Source organism: Bacillus sp. FSL M8-0256 (assembly GCF_038005765.1).
GTDB classification, from domain to species: Bacteria; Bacillota; Bacilli; order Bacillales; family Bacillaceae; genus Bacillus; species Bacillus safensis.
The window spans coordinates 2,457,663-2,482,740 of the sequence record NZ_JBBOTU010000001.1 but is presented as its reverse complement, the minus strand read 5'-3'; the positions used below and the strand labels follow the sequence as shown (position 1 = coordinate 2,482,740).

Sequence of the window (25,078 nt, the reverse complement as noted above, 5' to 3'; positions counted from 1 at the left end):
ATGGAAAAGGTTGTTTGTATTGGCTGCGGTGTAGCCATTCAGACGGAAGATAAAGATCAATTAGGATATGCGCCGGCAGCATCTCTATTGAAAGAAGATGTGATCTGTCAGCGCTGTTTTAGGTTAAAGAACTACAATGAGATTCAGGATGTTTCTTTAACAGAGGACGACTTTTTAAATATATTGCACAGCATTGGAGAGACAGATTCTCTCATTGTCAAGGTCGTTGATATTTTTGACTTTAACGGAAGCTGGATCAATGGGCTGAACCGTATTGTCGGCGGTAATCCGATTTTACTTGTCGGCAACAAAGTGGATATTTTACCGAAATCCGTGAAAAAAGATCGTCTGATTCATTGGATGAAACGGGAAGCAAAGGAAAACGGATTAAACCCTATCGATGTTTTCTTGATCAGTGCAAGCAGAGGCCAGGGTGTGCCTGAGGTGATGGAAGCGATCGATCATTACCGAGAGGGAAGAAATGTCTATGTTGTCGGCTGTACGAATGTTGGAAAATCAACATTTATCAATCGAATCATCAAAGAAGTATCTGGCGAAGAGAACGTCATTACTACATCCCAATATCCAGGTACTACACTTGATGCGATTGAAATCCCGCTTGATGACGGGTCTGCTTTATTCGATACGCCGGGCATCATCAACCGCCATCAAATGGCGCACTATGTCAGCAAAAATGACTTAAAGATTTTAACGCCGAAAAAAGAATTGAAACCGAGAACTTTCCAATTAAATGAAGCACAAACGCTTTATTTTGGCGGACTGGCTCGATTTGATTACGTAAAAGGCGGCAGAACATCATTTGTCTGCTATATGCCAAATGAGCTGAACATTCACCGGACAAAGCTGGAGAACGCAGATGATTTATATGAAAAACATGCAGGGGAACTGCTGTCACCGCCATCAAAAGAGGGAATGGAAGATTTCCCGCCGCTCGTTCCGCATACCTTTATCATTGATCAGCCAAAAATGGACATCGTCTTTTCAGGTTTAGGCTGGGTTACTGCAAATGATGCGGGCAAGCAAATCAAAGTTTATGCGCCAAAAGGCGTTCATGTGTTTATGAGACGTTCGTTAATTTAAATGTTCAAAGGGGGAGAGACCTTGAAACCTTTATACGGAGTAATCGGTAACCCTGTTGGCCACTCAATGTCTCCGGATATTCATAATGCAGCACTAAAGGACGCTGGAATTGATGGACATTATCATGGCTTTCAAGTAGAAAATGATGATCTGAAAGATGCGATTAGCGGCATGAAGGCGTTAGGAATCAGCGGCATTAACGTCACTGTTCCTCACAAGGTAGAAATCATGAAGTACCTTGACAAAATTGATGTGACAGCTGAACGCCTCGGTGCCGTCAATACGGTGCGGCTCGAAGGGGATCAGCTCGTTGGGTACAATACAGATGGAGAAGGCTTTCTTCATTCATTGCTTGAAGCCTTGGATCAGCCGTTATCAGAGCTGTCATTTCTCTTGATTGGTGCTGGCGGAGCCGCAAGAGCGATTTATACGACAATTGCTCAGTATGCACCGAAGAGCTTTGATATTACGAACCGCACCATTGAAAAAGCTGAAGCTTTAATTGAAACTGCAGAGGGAAAAATCACATCTCAAGCAATCACATTAAATGCAGCAGAAGAGCGGCTTGGGGAATATGATGTCATCATCCATACGACCTCGATCGGCATGTATCCGAATGTTGAAGAAACCCCGATTTCTTTAGCGAACGCAAAAAAAACAGCGGTCGTTTGTGATATTGTGTATAATCCAATAGAAACAAAACTGCTTAGGGAAGCAGCAGGTTTAGGCTTGAAAACAGTGGATGGGGTTGGCATGTTTGTCGGACAAGCAGTAAAAGCCTTTGAACTGTGGACAGGCATTACGCCTGACGCCGGAAAAATGAAGTCAATTGTCATAGAGAAATTAGGAGGAACACCATGTTAAAAGGTAAGCAAAAACGTTTTTTACGTGCACAAGCACATCATTTATCACCTATTTTTCAAGTTGGAAAAGGCGGGGTAAATGACAATATGGTCAAGCAAATTTCCGAGGCGCTTGAAGCAAGAGAACTGTTAAAGGTCAGCGTATTGCAAAATTGTGACGAGGACAAAACAGAAGTTGCGAAAGCACTTGTAAAAGGTGCAAAGGCTGAGCTCGTTCAAACGATCGGAAATGTGATTGTCCTTTACAAAGAATCTAAGGAAAATAAACAAATTAAGCTGCCGTAAAGGTGGATGCGATATGAAAAAAATAGGGTTGTTCGGCGGTACGTTTGATCCTCCCCATAACGGGCATTTGCTGATGGCAAGTGAGGTACGGATTCAAGTGGGGCTTGATGAAATTTGGTTTATCCCAAACCATATGCCTCCTCATAAAACTGGACGGAAACGAGCAGATAGTCATCACCGCATAAAAATGGTGGAGGCAGCGATTCAATCAAATCCATATTTTCGGCTCGAGCTTATTGAAATGGAGCGGGAGGGTCCGTCTTATACGGTAGATACAGTGAATCTGTTAAAGAAGCGTCATCCAGAAGATCAGTTCTTTTTTATGATAGGAGCGGACATGGTCGAGTATTTGCCAAAATGGCATCGGATCAATGATTTGCTTCAAATGATCACCTTTATTGGGATGAAAAGGCCGGGTTACGTTGGAAGTACGGCATATCCTCTTTTATTTGCAGATGTTCCAGCTTTTGATGTATCATCGACATTGATTAGGCAGCGAATAGAGCAGGGGAACCCTGTCGATTATTTGATTCCGAAAGCTGTTGAGCGTTATATAAAGGAGCATCATTTATATGAATCGTGAAGAAGCATTGAACTGTGTCAAAGAGCAGTTAACAGAGCATAGATATACACATACACTCGGGGTCATGGAGACAGCCATTTCATTAGCGGAACGGTTTGGTGCAGATGTGAAAAAAGCAGAGATCGCCGCTATTTTTCATGATTATGCGAAATTTAGACCAAAAGAAGAAATGAAAGGGATTATCCAAAAAGAACAGATGAACCCTTTATTGCTTGAATATTCGCCCGAGCTTTGGCACGCCCCGGTTGGTGCCTATTTGGTCAAAAAAGAAGCTGGAATTGACGATCAAGATGTGTTAACAGCTATTGAATTTCATACTTCCGGCAGACCAGACATGACCTTACTTGAAAAAGTCATTTATGTCGCAGATTATATTGAACCAGGACGTCATTTCCCTGGTGTCGAAGAAGTAAGGGAATTAGCAGAAAATGATCTAGATCGTGCACTGATCCAATCATTAAAAAACACCATCAGTTTTCTAATGAAAAAGAATCAGCCAGTCTTTCCAGATACGCTTGCTACTTACAATTCGCTTGTGCATAAGAACAACTAAGGAGGAATTTTGGATGGTTTCATCATCAATTTTAAACGTCGCAGCAGGAGCATGCGATGATAAACGGGCTGAGGATATTATTGCCCTTAATATGCAAGGAATCTCACTTGTTGCGGATTATTTTCTCATTTGTCACGGGAATTCTGATAAACAAGTGCAAGCCATTGCAAGAGAAGTAAAACATCTTGCAGAGGAAAGCGGAATCGAAGTGAAGAAGATGGAAGGCTTTGATGAAGCAAGATGGGTATTGATTGACCTAGGTGATGTCATTGCCCATGTGTTCCACAAAGAAGAAAGAGGATACTACAATCTAGAAAAGCTATGGGGAGATGCGCCGAGAGAAACGCTTTCACTTGGCATTAACTCATGATTTATCAAGGGTTTGCAGGTGTGTATGACGAGCTCATGACACATGCACCTTATGATGAATGGGTTCAGTGGATCCAGCAGTATATGAAGCCGAATGCTGCCATCATCGATGTAGGCTGTGGAACTGGAGAGATTTCTCTTCGGTTAGCTGAAAAGGGCCACAAGGTCACAGGAATTGACCTCAGTGAAGAAATGCTGGCCTTTGCGCAGCAAAAAGCGCAGGCGAAAAAGCAGTCGATTCAATTTTTACATCAAGATATGAGAGAGATTACGGGCTTTGAGCAAGCCTTCCAGGCAGCCGTTATTTGCTGTGATTCCTTGAATTACTTAAAAAACGAAAATGACGTCAAAAAAACCTTTAAAAACATGTTTCAGCTTTTAGAGGCAGATGGGGTTTTACTTTTTGATGTTCATACGCCTTATAAAATGGAAGAGGTATTCCCAGGTTCGACTTATGCAGATCAAGATGAAGAGATCAGCTATATTTGGCAGAGTGATAAAGGGGATGACATGTATTCGGTCATACATGATTTAAGCTTTTTTGTAAAAGACGGAGACATGTATCAGCGTTATGATGAGACACATGAACAGCGCACATTTCCATTTGAAACATATGCAGCGTTCCTTGAGTCCGCTGGCTTTGAACAAATAGAAGTGACTGCTGATTTTACAAATGAAGCCCCCGGTGAATTCGCCGAAAGATATTTCATCTCAGCTAAGAAACCAAAAACCATCGTTTAATAGAACGATGGTTTTTTAAAACCCTTTTTTCGCTTGTTGCAAAGATGATTAATTTCTGCGATCATCAGTGAACACACTTGGCGGATATTGATGCGCAACCGCTTCTAGATCTTCATCGAATTTTTCATGGGTGTTTTGAAAGAGACGGTGAAACATATCTTGCACACCTGCTTCAAGTGCTTTAATGCCTTCACCAGTGACGCCGCCTTTCACACATACTTTGTCTTGCAGTGTCGGAAGGGTATAGACTCTTTTTTCAATCAAACGGCCAAGACCAACAAGCATATCCTCTGATAAGGTGGTGGCTTCTTCTTTGGAAATATCCGTTTCTTCTACGGCTGCTTCAATCATTTTCTGAACGAGAAAACTGATAAAAGCAGGTCCGCAGCTGACAATATCGGAAGCCGCTCTAGTAATTGAATGATGGATCTCGATAGGTGTTGAAATACACGAAGCTAACTGTCTTAACGCAGTTTTCGTCGCGGCATTGCATGATGAACCAAAAGTTAAAAGTGATGCGCCTGATAAAGCGCGGTTTGTAATGCTTGGGATCAGCCTGGCTGTTTGACAAGGAACGATATCCTGAAGCTGTTCAGGATGAACCGGACTTGTAATGATGATAATGGTTTGCTGCTCCGTTAAAAGAGGGCTCAGCTCTTTTAAAAGTGGATAAATATCAAGTGGCTTGACACAAACAAAAATGAAATCTTTATTCGTGACAGCCCCTGAAAGCTGTTTCGTTACTTCAAGCTCTGGATGGTTCTTTTTTATATTGAACGCTTTTTCAATGGTTCGGTTTGTAATGGTAATCGATGAGGGATTGACTGCCTTTGATTCAATAAATGCCTCAGTAAGTATGGTACCCATGTTTCCTGTACCGATTAACCCTATATTCAAACGTTCTCCCTCCTTAGACGCATAGGATCTGTTATCTTCTAAACAGTATGTTGAGCAGTAGAAAAATATGATTGAAAGAAGCGTGAGTAAGTGAAACGACTCATTTCATTAAAAAAATACAGTCTTTATATCGCCGCTGGACTCATAGTCGTGATCATCTTCAGTTTCTTCTTTTTCACTGGAAAAGGAGAGGGCAGCAGAGAGCCAAGTGTATTGAAGGAAAATAAAGACATACAAGTCACATTAGAAGACAAACAAGAAAAGACAAAAAAAGAGCCATCGACGATTTTTGTAGAGGTCAAAGGAGCTGTAAGGAAGCCGGGTGTTTATACGTTTCAATCCGATGCTCGGGTAGAGGAAGCGATTCAAAGGGCAGGAGGCTTTACCAGCAAAGCAGACTCGATTGAAATCAACCAAGCAGCTAAATTAGAGGATAGTATGATGATTTATGTTCGGAAGCAGGGGGAAGCGGAAAGAGAGACGCAAACAGCATCAGCTGACGCATCAGCGGGCGTTGAAAAGAGTGAAGGTGTAAATGTCAATCAGGCCGATGCAGCCGAATTGCAAACCATTAACGGCATAGGACCAGCTAAAGCCGAAGCTATCATTACGTATAGAGAGGAACACGGAGAATTTCAACAAATTGAAGACTTGCGGAATATTTCAGGTTTTGGGGAAAAGACGATTGAACGGCTGAAAAGTCAATTGACCGTGAAGTAGAATTGACGGTAGAGAAGAAAGGCATGTACACTTAATATCAACCATCATTCTGGAGGGATCAGCTCGTGGAAAGAATTTCATGGAATCAATATTTTATGGCACAAAGCCATTTGCTTGCTTTACGAAGCACCTGTGAGCGGTTAGCTGTTGGGGCGACCATCGTAAGGGACAAGCGCATCATTGCAGGGGGGTATAATGGCTCCATTGCCGGTGATGTTCATTGTGCGGATGTAGGATGCTATGTCATTGATCATCACTGTGTTCGCACCATCCATGCGGAAATGAATGCTATTTTACAATGTGCCAAATTTGGTGCACCTACAGCTGATGCTGAAATATATGTCACACATTTTCCCTGTTTACAGTGCTGTAAAGCCATCATTCAAGCGGGCATACGAACAGTGTACTATGCAAAGGATTATAAAAATCATCCATATGCGATTGATTTATTCGAGCAGGCGGGTGTTCAAACAGAGCAAGTTGAATTAGATGAAATGATCATCGACTTAAAAAATCAAGAAAAATTGGCCTTTGTTGCAGATTTAATTGGGAAGCTGAGTGAATCAGGACTTAGCGAAACAGAAATTCGCGATATGCATGAGAAGGCGAATCAATTATTTACTTCCTATGTTTAAATATTTGCCGTTTGGGGCAATTTCAGCAGCTGTTGGAATTGCTCTGGCTGCATATCATCTTCATATGTATTTCCTTCTCTTTCTTCTCATCATATTACTTCTCAGCCTACTGAAAAAAATGCCTCAGCTCTTTTTAATGGTCAGCCTATGCGGTGCTGTCTATATACTCATTTTTATGATTCATGAGTCTCTTGAAACGGATCAACCCGTACTAGAAAAATTCCTATCTGGTTCCGTTGTGATTGAAAGTATTCCGAAAACAGATGGCAATCGTTTTTCAGCGACTGTTTCAACAGAACATGAACAACTAGCCACTTTTTATACAATTCAAACAGAGCGTGAAAAAGAGGCATTAAAAGAGATAGAACCTGGTATGAGCTGTCACATGACAGGTGATGTTCGTCCAGCAAAGCACGCAACCATTCCTAACGGGTTTCAATACGATCAATTTTTAAAATCAAAAGGCATTGACGCCATTTTTCTGCTACAGTCGATCAAAAACTGTACAAAAAAAGACAGTTCTTCCTATTATCTTCAAGTGATAAGGCAAAAGGGGTTGAAATTTTTAGAAGATCATGTGCCTAAACACTCTGTTGGCATTGTACAGGCACTTATTTTTGGCGATCGTGAGTTGATAGACCCTGACACATTAAGAGATTATCAAATGCTTGGCATTATTCATTTACTAGCGATCTCAGGATTGCATGTACAAACGCTTCTTGCATGTTTATTTTGGTGTCTCCTTCGTGCGGGCGTGACAAGAGAGACAGCACGTATTCTTCTATTATGCTTTCTTCCTATTTATGCTTGTTTGACAGGTGCTGCACCATCTGTTTTAAGAGCTTGCCTCATGGCAGGAATCTATTTAGTGATGACTAGTCTGCCAAAAGAAATGAAACAGCCTTCTGCTGTAGTATTAAGTGCAACGTTTTTACTCTTATTAGCAATTCATCCTCTTTATTTATTTGATATTGGATTTCAGCTTTCATTCGCGGTCACGTTTTTTATTTTGTTATCGACTAGGATTTTATCAAAAGCAAAAAGTTCAGTCATGCAATTATTCCTGATTTCCTTTATTGCACAGCTTGCTTCACTTCCTGTTCTTTTATATCATTTTCACCAATTCTCTTTACTGAGCGTACCTTTGAACATGATATTTGTTCCTTTATATACGACGGTCGTTATGCCGCTATCCTTACTCTTTTTTATTCTCACTACTATTTATCTTCCGCTTGGACAAACATTGTTTCAGCTGCTTGATTCGGTGATTCAGCTTAGTCATCAATTGTCAGCCTATATGGCTGTTTTTGATGAATTTAACTTGATTTTTGTGAAGTCTGCTTGGTGGCATATTGTTCTTGAGGTGAGCGCCTTAATTGTTCTGTTATTTGTGATGGAGTGCAAAACTTCTGTGAAATCCTATGCACTGCCGATCCTTTTTCTTATTGGTGTCTTGAGTGCACACTATTTCACCCCGAATTTTTTCGAAAAAGGGGAAGTGACGATGCTGGATGTAGGACAGGGGGATAGTTTGTTTATTCAGCTGCCCTATCGAAAGGGGCACCTGCTTGTGGATACAGGAGGCAGACTTTCTTTTGAAGAAGAACCGTGGAAAAAAAGGCGTAAAGTGTCTTCGATCGGTGATCAAACGCTGATCCCATTTCTGCATTCTAAAGGTATAGCAAAACTTGATGTTCTTATTCTTACACATGCGGATCAAGACCATATGGGAGAAGCAGCTCGTTTAATCAAACGAAATAAAGTAAAGCGGCTGGCTATTCCCAAAGGCTTTGCACGGAGTCCAGAGGATGCGGAGCTGTTAAAAGAAGCAGCTGATCAAGGGATCATGATTGATGAATTAGAGAGAGGAGATCAGCTTCAGATTGGAGAGCAAATATTTAAGGTCCTTCATCCATCGCGTGATCGGGTAACAACTAAGAATAATGATTCACTCGTTTTGACATTTACTCTAGGCGGGAAGCGGTTTATGCTCACTGGAGATCTTGAACAAGAAGGGGAGCGAGACATTATAGAAGCCTATCCTGATCTGCAGGCAGATATCTTAAAGGTTGGACATCACGGGAGTAAAGGATCAACAAGCGAAGAATGGCTTCAGCATCTCAAGCCCTCACATGCACTCATTTCAGCAGGTGAACGCAATCGTTATCAGCACCCACATCAGGAAGTTTTGAAGAAATTAAAGGACCAGCAAATGAAGGTGTATCGTACAGATACCGACGGGAGCGTGACGTATGAATTTCTCGATGAGGAAGGAACGTTTTACACACACCCTCCATATGATATCTTACAAACTCAATAAAAAAACTGCCAAAACGGCAGTCATGTAACCTTCATGAAGTTAAGATCCAACGAGGTGTATAATGGTTGCCAAAATAAACATTGAGGCGAAAAATCCGAATGTGACGATAAAACCAACGGCTGAGTCGGTCACATCATTCCGCTTGCTTTGAACATTTTTTTCAAATTCATTCATTTTCATCCCTCCTGGCTAATTTTAGTATACTTGAACTCATTTGGAATTGCTAGAAGGTAAAGTAACCGTTTTCCATTTTATGATCATTTTATGAATATCGTCTGACAGCAGGCTGACCCGGGAGCTTGCGCCGGACGTTTACTATAAATGAGGAGGCGGCACTTTCAGCTTCCTCTTTACTAATGTCTTCACACACTTTAGGATAGAGGAGGAAGTGAAAGAGAGGGATTCAATTGATGGTCTTTGATGTATGGAACAATTTAAAACGAGGGGATATCCATCCCGTTTATTGCTTATATGGGAAAGAAACATATTTACTGCAAGAAACCGCTGCTAAATTGAGACAAGCTGTAGTAGACGAAGAAACGAAGGATTTTAATTACTCCGTCTTCGATATGGAAGAAGTGCCGCTTGAACAGGCTGTAACGGATGCAGAAACATTTCCATTTATGGGAGAAAGACGTCTCGTCGTGATCAAGAATCCTTATTTTCTTACAGCAGAAAAGAAAAAGGAAAAGATTGAGCATGAGCTTTCTGTATTAGAAGCTTATTTAGAAAAGCCAGCGCCCTATACCATTCTCGTGTTATTGGCACCATATGAAAAGCTGGATGAGCGTAAAAAAATCACCAAATTGCTAAAAAAGAAAGCTGCTGTCGTTGAGGCGAAAGAGTTAAACCCAAAAGAAACAACTGATTTCACCATCACACTGGTGAAGACAGAAGGGAAGACGATTACATCTAAAGCGGCTGAGCAGCTTGTGATGCTATGCGGCGGGAGTCTCTCCTCTCTATTCCAAGAGGTTCGGAAGCTAAGTACATATATTGGAGAGCGGGAGGAAATTGAGTTAGCGGATGTCAATCAGCTCGTTGCAAGAAGCTTAGAGCAAAATATTTTCGAGCTGATTAATCAAATTGTAAACAGACGCCGTTCTGAGGCCATGCAGATGTTTTATGATCTGCTGAAGCAAAATGAGGAACCCATTAAAATATTAGCACTCATTTCAACTCAATTTCGATTGATTTTGCAGACGAAGTACTTCGCTCAGCAAGGCTATGGACAAAAACAAATTGCTTCAAATCTAAAAGTCCATCCATTCCGGGTCAAACTTGCGATGGATCAGGCAAGACTGTTTTCAGAAGAAGAGCTCAAGCAGATCGTCAAAGAGCTTTCAACGATTGATTACGAAATGAAAACGGGTAAAAAGGACAAGCAGCTGCTGTTAGAATTGTTCCTGCTTCGTTTGTTAGGCGCTTGAATATAAAAAAACGACCTTCTAAAAAGAGGGTCGTTTTTGTTTAGATGTATAATTGCCAGTCTGTCCTTAAGGCTCGGCCGGTCAGGACGGACGTACAGTTAAACAGGTGCCTCATCACTGAGGCGTTGCAAGCATTATGCAGAAAGTCCGTTTACTTGTTTAGCAAGTCTTGATTTGTAACGCGCAGCTGCGTTTTTGTGTACAAGACCAGTTTTAACGGCTTTGTCAATGCGTTTTGCAGCAGAAGCAAGAGCAGCTTTTGCTTGCTCAGCATCGTTGTTAGCTACAGAAACTTCAACTTGTTTAATCGCAGTACGCATCGCAGACTTGATTGTTACGTTATGTGCACGGCGTTCGTTATTCGTTTTTGTACGTTTGATCGCTGATTTAATATTTGGCATGTGTTTCACCTCCTAAGATACAACCTAAACACAATTGTCTTAAGGTTAAATCTTCACAATAGAACAAATTGTATTCTATCAAACACACCTTTAGAATGCAATATAAATGTAAAGTATTTTTCATTGATGACGTGCTCGAATGTTTCTTTCAAGAGATGGAAAGACTACTGTTAATTACTTGGTGGAAGGAGTCTTTTTATGGAGAAACAGAAACTCGATTTAAGCATTTATCAAATCCGGACAGACCTCGCTGTTGAAACAAAAGAGATACTAGAACAAGAGAACGATCCGAAAGTCGTCAAAAAGGACGGGATCCAAGGGATTGTCGAAAAGGAAAAAGAAGAGCAAGGCATCCGCATACGTACTGTGGAAATCACGAAAGAAGGGGAGGAGCTGACCGGCAAAAAGGCAGGGACATACTTGACGTTTGAGGCACAAGGCATTCGGGAGAAAGACTCTGAGATGCAAGAAAAAGTCGTTGAAGTCTTTGCCCATCATTTTGCTCAGTTTCTAAAAGACAGAGGCATTCAGGCTGATGCAAGCTGCCTTGTAGTAGGGCTGGGAAACTGGAATGTTACGCCAGATGCATTAGGTCCTCTCACAGTTGAAAACCTGCTTGTAACCCGCCATCTCTTTGAATTGCAGCCGGAAAATGTTCAGGAAGGCTATCGCCCGGTTTCCTCTTTGTCTCCAGGGGTGATGGGACTGACCGGTATTGAAACAAGTGACATTATCCAAGGCGTGATCGAGCGGTCTAAGCCTGATTTTGTCATTGCGGTCGATGCCCTTGCTGCTCGAGCAGTAGAACGAGTGAATACAACCATTCAAATTTCTGATACAGGTATCCATCCCGGCTCTGGTGTAGGGAATAAGCGAAAAGAATTAAGCAAAGAAACATTGGGCATTCCAGTGATTGCGATTGGCGTTCCGACAGTGGTGGATGCAGTAACGATTGCTAGTGACACAATTGATTATGTCTTAAAGCATTTTGGTAGAGAACTAAAAGATGATAGACCATCCCGCTCTCTTGTGCCGGCTGGTTTGACATTCGGGAAGAAAAAAGTACTTAACGAAGAAGACTTGCCAGATGAAGAAACGCGTCAGTCATTCTTAGGCATCGTAGGAACCCTTCCTGAAGAAGAAAAAAGGCAGCTGATCCACGAAGTGCTTGCGCCCCTGGGGCAAAATTTAATGGTCACGCCTAAGGAAGTCGATACATTCATTGATGATATGGCAAACGTACTTGCCAACGGATTAAATACAGCGCTTCATCAAAAAATCACTCAAGATAATATGGGTTCATATAATCATTAATCGGTTCTACTTTCTCTAGCTCGCTCATAGTGTAATTACTAGAAAGCGTGCTGGAGGGAGTAAATCATGAAAAAAAGACCCCGCCGTCCTCGACAGTTGGTCGTTGCGATTAATGGAACGAAAGTAGTAAAAAGCATCTTCTTATTTATTGCCTCTCTTGTTGTGGTGTTTGTGATGTCAGGGGCTTTGACCTCTTTAAAACCCGAGCTGAGGCCACAAGCCTCGTTATATGGTGTAGCAGATGAGCTCTCTGGCGCATTTTTTGCCACATTAATGGGCATGGAAAACCAATATTTCGCCTCAGCAGTTCCAGAAGATCAAAAAGGATTTCATTTCTCTGGGCTGTCACTGAAGCTTGCAACCAGTATTAATTTAGAAGACCCGCGCAGTTTCCTAGGAAGAGAGCTCCCAGGCTTTGAACATTTTGATACAAAAATCATCTTAGCGGGTGAAGGAACAGACTATACCAATATGCCGATGGAATCGCCGCCGCCTAGTGAAGTGATCCAAGATGAAAAAGAAGCAAATTTGGCGGAGCTGGACAAGCTCGATGATGATACGCCGAAAAAGCCTGCCAAAGAACCGGACCGGTCAACAGGAAAACGAAAAGCTGTGTACATTTACCACACACATAATACGGAATCATATTTACCATTTTTAAAAGGAGAAACGAATCCAAATAATGCACGGCACTCAAAAGTGAATGTCACCCTTGTCGGCGACATGTTTGGAAAGGCGCTTGATCAGCAAGGAATCGGCAATACAGTCGACAAAACGGAAATTGAAAAAAGACTGGTGAAAAAAGGATTAAAATATCCGCAGTCTTATAATGAATCAAGATTGGTCGTGAAAGAAGCCTTAGCGAAAAATGATGACCTCGATTATTTAATTGATATTCACCGGGACTCAAGAAGAAAGAAAGATACGACTGTCGAAATCAAAGGGAAGAAATATGCGAGAATTGCGTTTGTTGTTGGGAAGAAGAATCAAAGCTATGAGAAAAACTTAAAGCTTGCGACAGAATTCCACCATTTGATGGAGAAAAAATATAAAGGTCTTAGTGTCGGTGTGTTTGCCAAAGGAGAAATTGGCGATAATGGAATCTATAATCAAGATTTATCCGACAAAGCCCTTCTTTTAGAATTTGGTGGAGTAGATAATAATATGGAAGAATTAAGAAATGCATCCAATGCGGCAGCTGATGTATTCAGCGACATTTTCTGGGACGCGGAAAAGGTGGACGGCAAAGCAAAGGATGAGAAAAAACGCTCTTAAGGTGGTGACGGGGATGGGCTCATTTATTGGAAAAACCATTATTTTAGGATTGGTCTTGCTGTTTGGTGTCTTTTTAGGAATGCAGCAAGCGAATAATGGCATGCTGCAAATGAAGGGCTACCATGATCCGCAATTAAAAGGAGCTTTCTCCATTCAAATGAACGACAATGAAGAGAAGGAAGCTTCTATCTTAGGAACGGCTGTTACAGAAAAGGATCTTGCCGAAAAACAAAAACAGCTGGAGGAAATAGAGGGCTTTAATGCCTTTTCCAAGGCAGGAAAAGCCCTGTCTGATGGCATGACACATGCAGCCCGTTCTCTTTATGATTGGGTGAATGGGAAATAAACGAATTTCATGAGATATCACCCTTTTGAACAAAGCCGCTGACCGATAAGCGGCTTTTCTTGATTTCGATTGAATCTTTACAGCCCTATTGATATAATCTAACCTAGCGCAACCCGCGTTTTATAGTAGGAGTGATAGATTGTGACAGATAAAGAAAAACGATTAGAGCGGCAATCAAGAATTCGAAATTTCTCCATTATCGCCCATATTGACCATGGGAAATCCACATTGGCAGACCGTATTTTGGAAAAAACAGCGGCGATTACTCAACGGGAAATGAAAGAACAATTGCTTGATTCCATGGATTTAGAGCGTGAACGCGGCATAACGATTAAATTAAACTCTGTCCAGCTGAAGTATAAGGCGAAGGATGGGGAAGAATATATCATGCACCTGATTGATACACCAGGGCATGTCGACTTCACCTATGAGGTATCTCGAAGCCTAGCTGCCTGTGAGGGTGCGATTCTTGTAGTAGATGCAGCACAAGGAATTGAAGCACAGACACTTGCGAACGTTTATTTAGCTCTTGATAACAACTTAGAAATTCTTCCGATTATCAACAAAATCGATCTGCCAAGTGCAGAGCCTGAGCGTGTAAGAGAAGAAATTGAAGATGTCATCGGGTTGGATGCGTCTGAAGCTGTTCTCACCTCTGCTAAGGCGGGTATTGGAATCGAGGATATTTTAGAACAAATCGTTGAAAAGGTGCCGGCTCCCGCTGGAGATCCAGAAGCACCACTTCAAGCCCTTATTTTTGATTCTCTTTACGATGCGTATCGCGGCGTTATTGCGTACATACGAATTGTCGAAGGAACCGTCAGACCGGGTCAGAAAATTAAAATGATGGCGACGGGGAAAGAATTTGAAGTACTTGAAGTTGGCGTTTTCACACCAAAAGCCATGCCAACAGACGAACTCACCGTTGGAGATGTTGGCTACTTAACCGCTGCGATTAAAAATGTCGGTGATACACGTGTAGGGGATACGATCACAAGCGCGGAAAACCCTGCGAAAGAAGCACTTCCAGGATACAGAAAGCTAAACCCAATGGTATACTGCGGACTTTATCCAATTGATACAGCGAAATACAACGACTTACGTGAAGCGTTAGAAAAGCTTGAATTAAATGATTCTTCACTTCAATATGAGGCAGAGACATCCCAAGCACTTGGCTTCGGTTTCCGCTGCGGCTTCCTTGGAATGCTTCATATGGAAATCATCCAGGAACGGATTGAACGTGAATTTAAAATTGATCTGATTACGACAGCGCCAAGTGTTATTTATGATGTATATATGACAGATGGAGAAAAAATTGTCGTAGATAACCCGTCCAATCTGCCTGATCCGCAAAAGATTGAGCGAATTGAAGAACCGTATGTAAAAGCAACAATGATGGTGCCGAATGACTATGTAGGCTCTGTGATGGAGCTTTGCCAAGGAAAGCGCGGGAATTTCATTGATATGCAGTATCTTGATGCGAACCGCGTGAGCATTGTGTACGAAATTCCTTTGGCAGAGATCGTATACGAATTCTTTGATCAGCTAAAGTCCAACACAAAAGGCTATGCGTCCTTTGATTATGAGCTGATTGGCTATCGTCCTTCGACGCTGGTGAAGATGGATATTATGCTGAATGGCGAAAAAATCGATGCCCTTTCCTTTATTGTTCACCGCGATTATGCATATGAACGAGGCAAGATCATCGTAGAAAAGCTAAAAGAATTGATTCCACGCCAGCACTTTGAAGTGCCGGTTCAAGCAGCAATCGGTCAAAAAATCGTTGCACGTTCCACCATTAAAGCGATGCGTAAAAACGTACTTGCTAAATGTTATGGTGGAGACATTTCCCGGAAAAGAAAGCTTCTTGAGAAGCAAAAAGAAGGGAAAAAGCGCATGAAGCAAGTGGGCTCTGTTGAAGTCCCGCAAGAAGCATTTATGGCTGTGCTGAAGATGGACGACAGCACACCAAAAAAATAACATCATCAAGGCTACCTGCTTTACAATGTCTGCCTTGACGTTTATAGTCGATAACAAACAAAGACGCCGCAGCGATAAACTGCGGCTCTTTACCTGTAAAGAAGGTGTCATCTAATGAAAGCAGCATACATTCACATTCCATTTTGTGAGCATATTTGCCACTATTGTGATTTCAATAAATTTTTCATCAAAACGCAGCCAGTCGACGAATACTTAGCGGCTCTTGAGAAAGAGATGCAGCACACGATCGAGCAAAAAGGCGAGCAGGAACTAAAGACAATTTTTATTGGCGGGGGAACCCCGACATCACTGACTGTCAGTCAGCTAGACAAGCTCATGAACAGCATTCACAGCGTATTAAAGCCGACAAAAAATCTGATTGAATTTGCAGTAGAAGCAAACCCAGATGAATTATCGCTTGAGAAACTGCATGTGCTTAAAGCAGCCGGCGTGAATCGGCTGAGCTTTGGCGTTCAAACCTTTGAAGACGATTTGCTCAAGAAAATTGGACGAGTTCATCAAAAGAAGGATGTCCTTACATCCTTTGAGCGAGCTAGAGCGGTTGGATTTGACAATATTAGCCTCGATCTCATGTTTGGCTTGCCGCATCAAGAAAAGCATCATGTGATGAATTCACTTGAGACGGCTTTCTCGCTGGGGGCAGAGCATTATTCGGTTTACTCACTCATCGTCGAGCCGAAAACCGTTTTTTATAACTTAATGCAAAAAGGAAAACTTCATTTACCGCCGCAAGAACGTGAGGCTGAAATGTATGAGCTTGTGATGGATGAAATGGAGCGCCATGGATTAAAGCAGTACGAAATTAGCAATTACGCCAAACCTGGCTTTGAAAGCCAGCATAACCTGACCTATTGGAGCAATGAAGATTACTTCGGTTTTGGTGCAGGCGCACACGGGTATGTAGATGGCATCCGAAATGTGAACGCAGGGCCGGTGAAACATTATTTGGAGCTGATTGACCAAACAGGGTTCCCGTATAAGGAAACACATCAGGTCACAAAAGCAGAGCAAATAGAAGAAGAAATGTTTTTAGGTCTTCGAAAAATCGAAGGGGTGAAAAGCGCTGATTTCCAAGCAAAATATGGTGCTGCACCAGAAGCACTTTTTTCCACTGTTCTTGAAGATTTAGAAGAAAAAGGCCTCATTGTAAAAGATGACAAGGGGATACGTTTAACAAGAAAAGGAAAATTGTTAGGCAATGAAGTATTTCAAGCGTTTCTCGGTGAGTTATAATTGACATTTTAATTTGAGTTTGGTAATTTTGTTTATACAATTAGCACTCGTTGAAAGAGAGTGCTAACAGGGGTGATGATGATGTTAACAAATCGTCAGCTTTTGATTCTGCAAGTCATCATTAATGACTTTATTCGTTCGGCGCAGCCAGTTGGATCAAGGACTCTTTCTAAAAAAGAAGACATTACATTCAGCTCTGCGACGATTAGAAACGAAATGGCTGATTTGGAGGAACTTGGTTTTATTGAAAAGACCCATTCTTCATCAGGAAGAATTCCTTCCGAAAAAGGATATCGTTATTATGTAGATCATTTGCTCTCTCCGCGAAAACTGTCGTCTAAAGAGCTTGTGCTCATCCAGTCGGCCTTTCAGGAGAAAATTTTTGAGCTGGAAAAGACAGTTCAAAAATCGGCGGAAATTTTATCAGATCTCACAAACTATACATCGATTGTGCTTGGTCCGAAGCTAAGTGAAAATCGATTAAAGCAAATTCAGCTTGTCCCTGTTCAGCCAAACAAAGCAGTGGCGATCATGATTACAGACAGCGGACATGTTGAAAACAAAACCATTACCTTCTCTGAGCATCTCGATGTCTCCGATATTGAGAAGCTGATGAATATTTTAAACAGCCGCCTAGCCGGAGTCCCGATGGATCAGCTGAAGGACAGAATGTATAAAGAAGTTGTGATGCTTCTTCGTACGCATTTAAAAGATTATGATCATATTTTAGATGCGCTCGGCAATACATTTACATCGACTCAAAATGAATCAAAACTTTTCTTTGGCGGGAAGATTAATATGTTGAATCAGCCGGAGTTTCATGACATTGACCGCATCCGTTCACTCATGATGCTTATTGAGCAAAAGAATGATGTCATGCAGCTGTTTCATCCAAATCAGCAAGGAATCACCATTAAAATCGGTTCAGAAAACAATTTGGAAGCGATGGAGAACTGTAGCTTAATCACAGCTACTTATTCGATTGATCAAAAATCACTCGGCTCCATTGCCGTCATTGGTCCAACCCGTATGGATTATGGCAGGGTTGTCAGTCTCTTGCATCATGTATCAAAAGACTTGTCAAACGCACTTTCCAATTTGTATGATGAGTAGGGTGATAAAAGATAGGGGCACAGCCCCTTCGTATTTTTGAATCTTTTGAGGGAGGTGAACACAATGTCAGAAGAAAAACAGACACCTGAGCAAGAAGCAGAGGTTGAAGCACAAGAAGAAGCAGTTCAAGCAGATACTGAGGAAGTAACAAATGATGAACAGTCTGCCTTCCAAGAAAAAATCGATGAATTGCAGCAGCTTCTTGATGAAAAAGAAAACAAAATTCTGCGTGTTCAAGCAGATTTTGAAAACTATAAACGCCGTGCTCGAACTGAAGTGGAGACCGTGCAAAAATATCGTTCTCAACATGTTGTCAGTGATCTTCTCCCAGCTCTTGATAACTTTGAAAGAGCGCTTGGAATTGATCCAGACAATGAGCAGACGAAAAGTTTGTTAGAAGGAATGCAAATGGTTTACCGCCAGCTGGTAGAAGCGTTGAAAAATGAAGGCGTTGAACCAATTGAAGCTGTCGGCAAAGAGTTCGATCCAAACCTTCATCAAGCCGTCATGCAAGTTGAAGATGAAAACTACGATTCAAATATCGTTGTAGAAGAATTGCAAAAGGGCTATAAACTCAAAGACCGAGTTATTCGTCCATCAATGGTAAAAGTAAATCAATAACTACATAATGGGAGGTCATCGAATATGAGTAAAATCATTGGGATTGACTTAGGAACAACAAACTCATGTGTTGCAGTACTTGAAGGCGGCGAGCCAAAAGTCATTGCTAACGCTGAAGGAGCACGTACAACACCATCTGTTGTCGCTTTTAAAAACGGAGAGCGCCAAGTGGGTGAAGTAGCAAAACGTCAATCAATTACAAACCCGAACACGATCATGTCTGTTAAAAGACATATGGGTACTGATTATAAAGTAGAAGTTGAAGGTAAGAACTATACACCGCAGGAAATCTCTGCAATTATTCTTCAGCACCTTAAATCTTACGCTGAAGGCTATCTTGGCGAAGAAGTAACAAAAGCTGTTATCACAGTTCCTGCTTACTTCAACGATGCAGAACGTCAAGCAACGAAAGATGCTGGTAAAATTGCTGGTCTTGAAGTAGAACGTATCATCAACGAACCAACAGCAGCTGCACTTGCGTATGGTTTAGATAAAACAGAAGAAGATCAAACGATTCTTGTATACGACCTTGGCGGCGGTACATTTGACGTATCGATCCTTGAGCTTGGAGACGGCGTCTTTGAAGTGCGCTCAACTGCTGGGGACAACCGTCTAGGTGGAGACGATTTTGACCAAGTTATCATTGATCACCTAGTGGCTGAATTCAAAAAAGAAAATGGCATTGACCTTTCTAAAGATAAAATGGCGCTTCAGCGTTTAAAAGATGCTGCTGAAAAAGCGAAAAAAGATCTTTCTGGTGTATCTTCTACACAAATCTCACTGCCATTTATCACAGCTGGAGAAGCAGGACCTCTTCACCTTGAATTAACGTTAACACGTGCTAAATTCGAAGAGCTTTCTGCAGATCTTGTAGAGCGTACAATGACACCTGTACGTCAAGCACTGAAAGATGCTGGTTTATCTGCTAGCGAGATTGATAAAGTCATCCTTGTTGGTGGATCAACTCGTATTCCTGCAGTACAAGAAGCAATCAAAAAAGAAACAGGCAAAGAGCCTCATAAAGGTGTAAACCCTGATGAAGTAGTTGCACTTGGTGCAGCGATCCAAGGTGGAGTGATCACAGGGGATGTCAAAGACGTTGTTCTTCTTGACGTAACACCACTTTCTTTAGGAATTGAAACAATGGGCGGCGTATTCACAAAGCTGATTGAACGCAATACAACAATTCCAACAAGTAAATCTCAAGTATTCTCAACAGCTGCTGACAACCAAACTGCTGTAGATATCCATGTCCTGCAAGGTGAGCGCCCAATGGCTGCAGATAACAAAACATTAGGCCGCTTCCAATTGACTGATATCCCGCCAGCACCACGCGGCGTACCGCAAATCGAAGTATCTTTTGATATCGATAAAAACGGTATTGTCAACGTACGTGCGAAAGATATGGGTACAGGCAAAGAGCAAAACATCACAATCAAATCTTCTTCAGGTCTTTCTGATGATGAGATCGAAAAAATGGTAAAAGAAGCAGAAGAAAATGCTGAAGCAGATGCGAAGAAAAAAGAAGAAATCGAAGTGCGCAACGAAGCAGATCAATTAGTGTTTACAACTGAAAAAACATTAAAAGATCTAGAAGGCAAAATCGATGAAGAGCAAGTGAAAAAAGCAAATGACGCGAAAGATGCGCTAAAAGCTGCGATCGAAAAAGGCGAGTTTGAAGACATCAAAGCGAAAAAAGATGAGCTGCAAACAATCGTTCAAGAATTAACGACAAAGCTCTATGAAGAAGCTGCAAAACAAGCACAAGCTCAGCAAGAAGGCGCTGAAGGTGCTCAAAAAGCAGATGACAATGTAGTGGATGCAGAATACGAAGAAGTAAACGACGATCAAGAGAAAAAATAATCACCTTTACTTTTGAAAAAGACTGCTGAAACGTACTCGTCAGAAAGTCAAAGTCAGGATCTCTTGGCTTTGACTTTTTTTCTTTTCAACGATGAAAGGAATTGAAAAAGGTTAAATCAAAATGATACAATCGTATTTATGTGAGAAAATCGGGAGTGTGAAGAGATGAGTAAGCGTGATTACTATGAAGTGCTTGGCGTAAGTAAGAGCGCCTCAAAGGACGAAATCAAAAAGGCATACCGCAAGCTTTCAAAAAAGTATCACCCTGATATTAATAAAGAAGCTGGCTCAGATGAGAAATTCAAAGAAGTAAAAGAAGCCTATGAAACCCTTTCTGATGATCAAAAACGTTCGCATTATGACCAGTTCGGTCATACCGATCCTAACCAAGGCTTTGGCGGCGGCGGTTTTGGCGGGGGAGGAGACTTTGGCGGCTTCGGCGGCTTTGATGACATCTTCTCTAGTATTTTTGGCGGCGGAGCCAGAAGAAGAGATCCAAATGCACCGCGCCAAGGAGCGGACCTGCAATATACAATGACGCTTTCGTTTGAAGAAGCGGCATTTGGAAAAGAAGCAACCATTGAAATCCCTCGTGAAGAAACTTGTGAAACATGTCATGGATCAGGTGCAAAGCCTGGTACGCAGGCAAAAACCTGTTCACATTGCGGCGGCTCTGGTCAATTAAATGTTGAGCAATCGACTCCATTTGGTAAAGTGGTCAACCGCAGAGTATGTAACTACTGCAGCGGAACAGGGAAACAAATCGACCATAAATGTTCAACATGCGGCGGCTCTGGCAAAGTGCGTAAGCGTAAGAAAATTAACGTGACGATTCCTGCAGGTGTTGATGATGGCCAGCAGCTCAGAGTGTCTGGCCAAGGTGAACCAGGTGTAAATGGCGGACCTCCAGGCGATCTATTTGTTGTGTTCCATGTGCGTGCGCATGAATTCTTCGAACGTGATGGAGATGACATTTACTGCGAGATGCCGCTCACCTTTGCCCAAGCTGCACTAGGTGACGAAATTGAAGTGCCGACATTACACGGAAAAGTAAAATTAAAAGTTCCTGCTGGCACTCAAACTGGCACGAAGTTTAGACTCAAAGGAAAAGGTGTGAAAAATGTACGCGGCTACGGCCAAGGCGATCAGCATATCGTTGTACGTGTTGTCACACCGACAAATTTAACAGACAATCAAAAAGATATCATTAGAAAATTTGCTGAAGTGAGCGGAAATAAACCAGACGAACAAGAAATGAGCTTTTTCGATAAGGTAAAACGCGCATTTAAAGGCGAGTAAGACGGATAAGGAGTTGGTAGTATTGAAGTGGTCAGAAATTAGCGTCCATACAACAAATGAAGCGGTGGAACCGATCACCAATATTTTGCATGAAGCAGGTGCAAGTGGTGTCGTGATTGAGGACCCGCTTGATTTAGTCAAGGAACGTGAAAATGTATACGGTGAGATCTACCAGCTCGATCCGAATGACTATCCGGATGAAGGTGTCATTGTGAAAGCCTATCTTCCAATGAACAGCTTTTTGATGGAAACGGTAGATGAGATCAAAGAAGCCATCAACAATCTTCTTCTATACGATATTGACCTTGGACGCAATACACTGTCAATTTGTGAAGTAAATGAAGAAGAATGGGCCACCGCCTGGAAGAAATACTATCATCCTGTGAAAATCTCTGAAAAATTCACCATCGTTCCAACGTGGGAAGAATATACACCGGTTCATTCTGATGAACTGATTATTGAAATGGATCCTGGAATGGCATTTGGAACAGGTACGCATCCAACAACCGTCCTTTGCATTCAGGCGCTTGAGCGCTACGTGAAGGAAAACGATACGGTGATTGATGTTGGAACAGGCTCTGGAATTTTAAGTGTGGCAGCAGCAATGCTTGGTGCAAAGGACATTCAAGCCTTTGATCTCGACACCGTTGCGGTAGAAAGTGCGAAGCAAAACATCGAACTAAATGGTGTAAGTGACCAAGTGACGGTCAAACAAAACAATTTGCTTGATGGAATTTCAGGTGAGCGTGATGTGATTGTCGCCAACATTCTGGCAGAAGTGATTTTGCGCTTTACAGATCAAGCCTATGACCTATTGAAGAAAGATGGCTATTTCATTACATCAGGCATCATTGGACAAAAGAAATTACAGGTCAAAACAGCATTAGAAGAAGCAGGTTTTGACATTGTTGAAGTGCTGTCAATGGAAGATTGGGTCAGCATTATAGCGAAAAAATAAAGCGAGTAGGTGTCAGGACACGTATGCAACGATATTTTATCGACCTCACGAAAGAAGAAGTGACGTTAAAGGGAGCCATCGTTATAAAAGGTGAAGATGTGCATCATCTTTCCAATGTCATGCGGATGAAAGAAGGGCAGGAAATCCTTTGTTTAACGACAGACGGCTTTGAAGCGCTCAGTAAAATTGATACAATAACAAAGGAAGAAGTGATTTGCCACCTTGAAAGCTGGACAAATCAGGACAGAGAACTTCCGATTAGGGTGACGATTGCAAGCGGTCTTCCAAAAGGAGATAAGCTTGAGCTCATTATCCAAAAAGGCACAGAGCTTGGCGCAAGTGCTTTTATCCCGTTTCAAGCGGCTCGTTCTATTACAAAGCTTGACCAAAAAAAGTCACATAAAAAACGAGAGCGCTGGGAGAAAATTGCGAAAGAAGCAGCCGAGCAGTCCTACCGGAATATCATTCCCCGTGTTTATTCAGTATCAACGTTTAAAGAGCTGACGCAATTAGCTGGTGAATTCGATAAATGTGTCGTTGCATACGAAGAATCATCGAAAGAAGGAGAGCAAAGCCGTTTTCAAACTGTGCTTCAACAGATGAAAGGCGGACAAACCTTGCTAGTGGTTTTTGGCCCTGAAGGCGGTTTGGCAGAAAAGGAGATTGAAGAGCTTGAAACGCTTGGTGCAGTCATTTGCGGGCTTGGACCACGCATTTTAAGAACAGAAACTGCTCCTTTATATGCGCTTTCTGCTATATCTTATCAAACAGAGTTATTAAGAGGTGAATCATGATGGGAACAGTAGCGTTCCATACACTTGGCTGTAAGGTCAACCACTATGAAACAGAGGCGATCTGGCAGCTGTTTAAAGAAGCTGGCTATGAAAGAAAAGAGTATGAATCAAAAGCAGACGTATATGTCATTAATACATGTACGGTCACGAATACAGGAGATAAGAAAAGCCGCCAAGTCATTAGAAGAGCCATTCGCCATAACCCGGATGGTGTTATTTGTGTAACAGGCTGCTATGCGCAAACATCACCAGCAGAAATCATGGCGATTCCTGGTGTTGATATTGTGGTTGGAACACAGGACCGACATAAATTACTAGGCTATATTGAAGAATACCGCAGAGAAAGACAGCCGATCAACGGGGTTGGCAATATTATGAAAGCACGTGTGTTTGAAGAACTTGATGTTCCTGCCTTCACAGACAGAACGCGCGCTTCATTAAAAATCCAAGAAGGCTGTAACAATTTCTGTACATTCTGCATTATTCCTTGGGCGCGCGGCCTTCTTCGTTCTCGTGATCCAGAAGAGGTCATCAATCAAGCGCAGCAGCTTGTTGATGCGGGCTATAAAGAAATTGTGCTTACAGGTATTCACACAGGCGGATACGGAGAAGACTTAAAGGATTATAACTTTGCAAAGCTTTTAAAAGAATTAGATAAACGTGTTATTGGCTTGAAACGAATCCGTATTTCATCTATTGAAGCAAGTCAAATTACAGATGAAGTGATTGAAGTGCTTGATCAGTCAGATAAAATTGTCAGACACTTACACATCCCGCTTCAATCTGGCTCAAATACTGTGCTGAAAAGAATGCGCCGTAAATATACGATGGAATTCTTTGCAGAGCGTTTAACAAAGCTGAAAAAAGCATTGCCAGGACTTGCTGTCACCTCTGATGTAATCGTTGGATTCCCTGGGGAAACAGAAGAAGAGTTCTTGGAAACGTACAATTTTGTCAAAGACCATCAATTCTCTGAGCTGCACGTATTCCCTTACAGCAAACGTACAGGTACCCCGGCTGCAAGAATGGAAGATCAAGTGGATGAAAATGTGAAAAACGAACGTGTCCACCGTTTGATCGCTCTTTCTGACCAGCTTGCGAAAGAGTATGCATCAGCATACGAAGGTGATGTGCTAGAAATTATTCCGGAAGAATCCTTCAAAGAACAAGAAGGAAACCACAATCTTTATGTTGGTTATACCGATAACTACATGAAAGTTGTTTTTGAAGGGACGGAGGACATGATCGGCCGTCTGGTCAAAGTGAAAATTACGAAAGCGGGCTATCCTTATAACGAAGGACAATTCGTTCGCATCAGCGATGATGTGCAGCCAGACAAAGTGAGAATGACCTCATAATAGAT

26 protein-coding genes are annotated in these 25,078 nt (G+C 41.9%); 23 read left to right on the top strand and 3 right to left on the bottom strand.

Translation table 11 applies throughout. The features are described from left to right. The 7 genes from yqeH to NSQ76_RS12705 are packed head-to-tail and all read left to right on the top strand — an operon-like array spanning window position 1 to window position 4,495. On the top strand, window positions 1-1,101 hold the full coding sequence (gene yqeH, locus NSQ76_RS12735) for a ribosome biogenesis GTPase YqeH (protein ID WP_341054116.1): 1,101 nt from the start codon (window positions 1-3) through the stop codon (window positions 1,099-1,101). 21 nt (window positions 1,102-1,122) lie between these two features. Continuing rightward, complete coding sequence (aroE, locus tag NSQ76_RS12730) at window positions 1,123-1,965, top strand: shikimate dehydrogenase (protein WP_341054113.1); 843 nt, start codon at window positions 1,123-1,125, stop codon at window positions 1,963-1,965. Then, window positions 1,959-2,249, top strand: coding sequence for a ribosome assembly RNA-binding protein YhbY (yhbY, locus tag NSQ76_RS12725; RefSeq protein WP_008342507.1), 291 nt, complete (start codon window positions 1,959-1,961; stop codon window positions 2,247-2,249). The genes aroE and yhbY overlap by 7 nt, the downstream gene beginning before the upstream one ends. A 13-nt stretch (window positions 2,250-2,262) precedes the next feature. Then, a complete protein-coding gene (locus NSQ76_RS12720; protein WP_087977490.1) occupies window positions 2,263-2,832 on the top strand; it encodes a nicotinate-nucleotide adenylyltransferase in 570 nt (189 codons plus the stop codon). Beyond that, window positions 2,822-3,385, top strand: coding sequence for a bis(5'-nucleosyl)-tetraphosphatase (symmetrical) YqeK (gene yqeK / locus NSQ76_RS12715; RefSeq protein ID WP_087975784.1), 564 nt, complete (start codon window positions 2,822-2,824; stop codon window positions 3,383-3,385). Before NSQ76_RS12720 ends, yqeK begins: the two co-directional genes overlap by 11 nt. Before the next feature lie 13 nt (window positions 3,386-3,398). Next, window positions 3,399-3,755 (top strand): ribosome silencing factor, encoded by a 357-nt coding sequence (gene rsfS, locus NSQ76_RS12710; RefSeq protein WP_341054109.1) that lies wholly within the window; start codon window positions 3,399-3,401, stop codon window positions 3,753-3,755. Continuing rightward, a complete protein-coding gene (locus tag NSQ76_RS12705) occupies window positions 3,752-4,495 on the top strand; it encodes a class I SAM-dependent DNA methyltransferase (RefSeq protein WP_341054106.1) in 744 nt (247 codons plus the stop codon). Before rsfS ends, NSQ76_RS12705 begins: the two co-directional genes overlap by 4 nt. Before the next feature lie 48 nt (window positions 4,496-4,543). Here the strand turns inward: NSQ76_RS12705 and comER are convergent, their stop codons facing one another. Continuing rightward, window positions 4,544-5,392: a late competence protein ComER gene (gene comER, locus NSQ76_RS12700; protein WP_034622823.1), complete on the bottom strand. Its 849-nt coding sequence runs from the start codon at window positions 5,390-5,392 to the stop codon at window positions 4,544-4,546. Between the two features lie 90 nt (window positions 5,393-5,482). Here comER and NSQ76_RS12695 point away from each other — a divergent pair, with 90 nt between their 5' ends. The 3 genes from NSQ76_RS12695 (at window position 5,483) to NSQ76_RS12685 (ending at window position 9,067) form a co-directional block, all read left to right on the top strand. After that, window positions 5,483-6,112 carry a helix-hairpin-helix domain-containing protein gene (locus NSQ76_RS12695; protein ID WP_163114822.1) on the top strand — a complete coding sequence of 210 codons (630 nt, stop codon included), beginning with the start codon at window positions 5,483-5,485 and terminating at the stop codon, window positions 6,110-6,112. Between the two features lie 65 nt (window positions 6,113-6,177). Then, window positions 6,178-6,747: a ComE operon protein 2 gene (locus NSQ76_RS12690; RefSeq protein WP_024423045.1), complete on the top strand. Its 570-nt coding sequence runs from the start codon at window positions 6,178-6,180 to the stop codon at window positions 6,745-6,747. Beyond that, on the top strand, window positions 6,740-9,067 hold the full coding sequence (locus tag NSQ76_RS12685) for a DNA internalization-related competence protein ComEC/Rec2 (RefSeq protein WP_341055781.1): 2,328 nt from the start codon (window positions 6,740-6,742) through the stop codon (window positions 9,065-9,067). The genes NSQ76_RS12690 and NSQ76_RS12685 overlap by 8 nt, the downstream gene beginning before the upstream one ends. Before the next feature lie 39 nt (window positions 9,068-9,106). Here NSQ76_RS12685 and NSQ76_RS12680 read toward each other — a convergent pair whose 3' ends face one another. Further along, entirely contained in the window at window positions 9,107-9,241 is a 135-nt protein-coding gene (locus NSQ76_RS12680; RefSeq protein WP_012010638.1) for a YqzM family protein, read from the bottom strand. Between the two features lie 236 nt (window positions 9,242-9,477). Between NSQ76_RS12680 and holA the strand changes: the two genes are divergently transcribed. Beyond that, entirely contained in the window at window positions 9,478-10,497 is a 1,020-nt protein-coding gene (gene holA, locus NSQ76_RS12675; RefSeq protein ID WP_034622828.1) for a DNA polymerase III subunit delta, read from the top strand. A gap of 134 nt (window positions 10,498-10,631) precedes the next feature. Here the strand turns inward: holA and rpsT are convergent, their stop codons facing one another. Beyond that, complete coding sequence (gene rpsT / locus NSQ76_RS12670) at window positions 10,632-10,898, bottom strand: 30S ribosomal protein S20 (protein ID WP_024423042.1); 267 nt, start codon at window positions 10,896-10,898, stop codon at window positions 10,632-10,634. A gap of 198 nt (window positions 10,899-11,096) precedes the next feature. Between rpsT and gpr the strand changes: the two genes are divergently transcribed. From gpr to mtaB, 12 genes are all read left to right on the top strand, one after another. Next, window positions 11,097-12,212 carry a GPR endopeptidase gene (gpr, locus tag NSQ76_RS12665; protein ID WP_341054099.1) on the top strand — a complete coding sequence of 372 codons (1,116 nt, stop codon included), beginning with the start codon at window positions 11,097-11,099 and terminating at the stop codon, window positions 12,210-12,212. A 66-nt stretch (window positions 12,213-12,278) separates the two neighbouring features. Next, entirely contained in the window at window positions 12,279-13,487 is a 1,209-nt protein-coding gene (locus NSQ76_RS12660; protein ID WP_025092944.1) for a stage II sporulation protein P, read from the top strand. 13 nt (window positions 13,488-13,500) lie between these two features. After that, entirely contained in the window at window positions 13,501-13,833 is a 333-nt protein-coding gene (locus tag NSQ76_RS12655) for a YqxA family protein (protein ID WP_024423039.1), read from the top strand. Between the two features lie 141 nt (window positions 13,834-13,974). Continuing rightward, window positions 13,975-15,813 (top strand): translation elongation factor 4, encoded by a 1,839-nt coding sequence (lepA, locus tag NSQ76_RS12650; protein ID WP_024423038.1) that lies wholly within the window; start codon window positions 13,975-13,977, stop codon window positions 15,811-15,813. 114 nt (window positions 15,814-15,927) lie between these two features. Continuing rightward, window positions 15,928-17,067: a radical SAM family heme chaperone HemW gene (hemW, locus tag NSQ76_RS12645; protein ID WP_024423037.1), complete on the top strand. Its 1,140-nt coding sequence runs from the start codon at window positions 15,928-15,930 to the stop codon at window positions 17,065-17,067. An 81-nt stretch (window positions 17,068-17,148) separates the two neighbouring features. After that, a complete protein-coding gene (gene hrcA / locus NSQ76_RS12640) occupies window positions 17,149-18,180 on the top strand; it encodes a heat-inducible transcriptional repressor HrcA (protein ID WP_003217350.1) in 1,032 nt (343 codons plus the stop codon). 63 nt (window positions 18,181-18,243) lie between these two features. After that, window positions 18,244-18,801, top strand: a complete 558-nt coding sequence (gene grpE, locus NSQ76_RS12635; protein WP_024423035.1) for a nucleotide exchange factor GrpE — start codon at window positions 18,244-18,246, stop codon at window positions 18,799-18,801. A 24-nt stretch (window positions 18,802-18,825) separates the two neighbouring features. Beyond that, a complete protein-coding gene (dnaK, locus tag NSQ76_RS12630; protein WP_024423034.1) occupies window positions 18,826-20,664 on the top strand; it encodes a molecular chaperone DnaK in 1,839 nt (612 codons plus the stop codon). A gap of 165 nt (window positions 20,665-20,829) precedes the next feature. After that, window positions 20,830-21,963: a molecular chaperone DnaJ gene (gene dnaJ / locus NSQ76_RS12625; protein WP_024423033.1), complete on the top strand. Its 1,134-nt coding sequence runs from the start codon at window positions 20,830-20,832 to the stop codon at window positions 21,961-21,963. 22 nt (window positions 21,964-21,985) lie between these two features. Then, the gene (gene prmA, locus NSQ76_RS12620) at window positions 21,986-22,921 is read left to right on the top strand and encodes a 50S ribosomal protein L11 methyltransferase (protein WP_024423032.1); all 936 of its coding nucleotides are present in this window, start codon (window positions 21,986-21,988) and stop codon (window positions 22,919-22,921) included. Between the two features lie 23 nt (window positions 22,922-22,944). Further along, window positions 22,945-23,715 carry a 16S rRNA (uracil(1498)-N(3))-methyltransferase gene (locus tag NSQ76_RS12615; protein WP_341054092.1) on the top strand — a complete coding sequence of 257 codons (771 nt, stop codon included), beginning with the start codon at window positions 22,945-22,947 and terminating at the stop codon, window positions 23,713-23,715. Further along, window positions 23,715-25,073 (top strand): tRNA (N(6)-L-threonylcarbamoyladenosine(37)-C(2))-methylthiotransferase MtaB, encoded by a 1,359-nt coding sequence (gene mtaB / locus NSQ76_RS12610; RefSeq protein WP_073206350.1) that lies wholly within the window; start codon window positions 23,715-23,717, stop codon window positions 25,071-25,073. Before NSQ76_RS12615 ends, mtaB begins: the two co-directional genes overlap by 1 nt. The last annotated feature ends 5 nt before the right edge of the window (window positions 25,074-25,078 follow it).